General features: G+C 68.3%; 3 protein-coding genes. 1 reads left to right on the top strand and 2 read right to left on the bottom strand.

The features are described 5' to 3' along the window. Both ftsE and prfB read right to left on the bottom strand, forming a co-directional pair. On the bottom strand, nucleotides 1-833 hold an 833-nt coding region (gene ftsE / locus AC1DP0_RS20430; protein WP_478088135.1), incomplete at its 3' end, for a cell division ATP-binding protein FtsE. A gap of 178 nt (nucleotides 834-1,011) precedes the next feature. Then, complete coding sequence (gene prfB, locus AC1DP0_RS20435; protein ID WP_478088137.1) at nucleotides 1,012-2,124, bottom strand: peptide chain release factor 2; 1,113 nt, start codon at nucleotides 2,122-2,124, stop codon at nucleotides 1,012-1,014. A 329-nt stretch (nucleotides 2,125-2,453) separates the two neighbouring features. Between prfB and AC1DP0_RS20440 the strand changes: the two genes are divergently transcribed. Continuing rightward, nucleotides 2,454-2,949 (top strand): hypothetical protein (locus AC1DP0_RS20440; RefSeq protein ID WP_478088139.1); only part of this gene is annotated, 496 nt, incomplete at its 3' end.

Here is a 2,949-nt window from a genome sequence, read left to right on the forward strand (position 1 = left end):
ATCGTGTCCAGCTGCTCGCCAGGGTCGTCGGCATCGTCGGTGCTGGCGTATGCCGCGGGGTCCCCGTCGTCGTGGCCGTCGGACACCTCTGGCTGGTCGGCGCGTCGCGGCGGGGCCGTCTCCTCGTCGAGCCGCACCCGCGGGATGGAGCCCGTCGTGTAGTCCGCCGCCTCCATGTCGCTGACGAGCACCCCTCGGTCGAGCCGGATGACGCGCTTGCGCATGGCGTTGACGGTCACGGTGTCGTGGGTGGCCATGACGACCGTCGTGCCCGTGCGGTTGATGCGGTCGAGCAGCTGGACGATGCCGAGGCTGGTGTCGGGGTCGAGGTTGCCCGTGGGCTCGTCGGCGAGCAGGATCGGCGGCCGGTTGACGAAGGCCCGGGCGATCGCGACCCGCTGCTGCTCACCACCGGAGAGCTGGTGCGGCAGGCGCTTCTCCATGCCTGCAAGTCCGACGAGCTCGAGCGTCTCGGGCACGGTCTGGCGGATGCGGGCCCGGCTGCTGCCGAGGACCTGCAGGGCGTAGGCGACGTTCTGGAAGACCGTCTTGTTGGGCAGCAGACGGAAGTCCTGGAAGACACAGCCGATCTCGCGGCGCAGAGCCGGCACCTTGCGCTCCGGGAGGCGGTCGAGGTCGCGACCCGCGATGAGGATGCGACCGCGCGTGACGTCCTGCTCCTTCATGACGAGCTGCATCATCGTGGACTTGCCCGAACCCGACGTGCCGACGACGAAGACGAACTCGCCCCGCGGGATCTCGAGGTTGACGTCGTCGAGCGCCGGACGCGTGGTCCGCGGGTAGGTCTTCGTGACGTTCTCGAAGAGGATCATGGGTCGTGCCTCGACTCGTACTGGGCTGGTCATCAGCGGAACGGCGGCTGGGCGGGGAGGGCACGTGCCGGCATACGTCGGCAGGCGTGCACGGAACCGCATACGAGGCTACGTGCAGCCGGGCGCAACCCTCGGGAAAGCAACCCGCCCGGCGTGGCGGGGCAGGCGTGGGTCGGACTCAGTCCTGCTGGCGGTTCTGGCCGATCTGCCAGCGGATCCCTGCCTCGATGAACCCGTCGATGTCGCCGTCGAAGACCGCGCTCGGGTTGCCCGTCTCGAACTCGGTGCGCAGGTCCTTGACCATCTGGTAGGGGTTGAGGACGTAGGAGCGCATCTGGTCACCCCAGCTCGCCTTGACGTCGCCCGCCATCTCCTTCTTCACCGCGGCCTCCTCGGCCTTGCGCTGCAGGAGCAGTCGAGACTGGAGGACGCGCAGCGCAGCCGCGCGGTTCTGGATCTGGCTCTTCTCGTTCTGCATCGACACCACGATGCCGGTCGGCAGGTGCGTCATGCGCACCGCCGAGTCCGTCGTGTTGACGCTCTGGCCACCGGGGCCGCTCGAGCGGAAGACGTCGATCTTCAGCTCGTTCTCGGGGATGTCGATGGAGTCGTCGCTCTCGATGAGCGGGATGACCTCGACGGCCGCGAAGCTCGTCTGGCGACGGCCCTGGTTGTCGAACGGGCTGATCCGGACGAGGCGGTGCGTGCCCGCCTCGACGGAGAGGTGGCCGAAGGCGTACGGCACGTTGACCTCGAAGGTGGCGRACTTGAGGCCGGCCTCCTCGGCGTAGGAGGTGTCCATGACCTTCGTCGGGTAGCCGTGGCGCTCGGCCCAGCGGAGGTACATGCGCATGAGCATCTCGGCGAAGTCGGCGGCGTCGACGCCACCCGCGCCCGAGCGGATCGTGACGACGGCCTCGCGCTCGTCGTACTCCCCCGACAGCAGGGTGCGGACCTCGAGCTCGCCGACGTCCTTCTTCAGGGTGGCGAGGTCGCGCTCGGCCTCCTCCATGGTGGCGGCGTCGCTCTCCTCCTGGCCCATCTCGACGAGGGTCTCGAGGTCCTCGATGCGCGCGTCCATGCCGAGGACGCGGTCACGCTCGGAGTTGGCGCGGCTCAGGGCGCTCGTCACCTGCTGGGCGGCGTCGGGGTCGTCCCACAGGTCGGGGGCGGAGGCCTGCTCCTCGAGCTCCTTGATCGTGCGCGCCAGCTCGTCGAGGTTGGTGACCCCACGCACGGAGTCCATCGTCGCGCGCAGGTCCTTGATCTCTTGCGTGAAGTCAACAGCCACGATCGAACAGCCTACGGCAGCACCGAGGCGCGCCGCGCACATCGGGCAGCGGCCTCCGACCGGAGCCTGTCGGGACACCTGGCTCGGGCTCAACCGAGCGGAGCTCGAGCGCGGGACGTCACGGTGATGGTGACGCTGCCGCCGAGGGACTCCAGCACCCAGCCGCTCATCGGCAGGGTCGCGGCGCCCCGGACGGTGACGACGGCCGTGGCACCGTCCGTCGTGCCCGTGTCGGGAACGACGGACCGAGCGCTTCCGCGTACACCGCTGCCGTCGCGGCCACCATTGGCAGCCTTGGCGGAGCCTCACCGCTCACCACTTCAACGGCGGTGCTGTCGTTCTCGGTTGACCTGTTCTCGACGACGGCGCTGCAGCTGCGACTGGCCTACGACATTGCCGTTCTCTACCGCGTCCCGGTCGATTTCGCGGACCCCGAGGACCTCTGGAGGTTCGTCCGGACGGCTCTTGTGATCAAGGCCGGTGAGGTGGCCGAAGGCGCTGCAGCTAAGGCCGTGCCGGTCTTCCTGCGGCCTTTGATCAAGAAGTTCTATTCGGGGTCTGTGCTCGTCGGCGCAAAGTCGTTGCCGGTGGTCGGCAAGTACCTGCTGCAACGCAACGTCATCAAGTTCGCTATCCCGGCGGTTGGCATTCCGGTGTCAACATCGCTGAACTACTGGACCACCCGGGTGGCGGGCAACCACGCACGCAAGACGTACCGCGGGGAAGCCGCCATTCGCGAGCACGCCCGTTCACTCGTTCGGGAGGCCCCAGCGCACCGTGCCGTCTTGTGGGTCGCATGGCTTGTATTCACGGTTGACACAAAGG

This window comes from Terrabacter sp. P5_B1, from assembly GCF_056400505.1.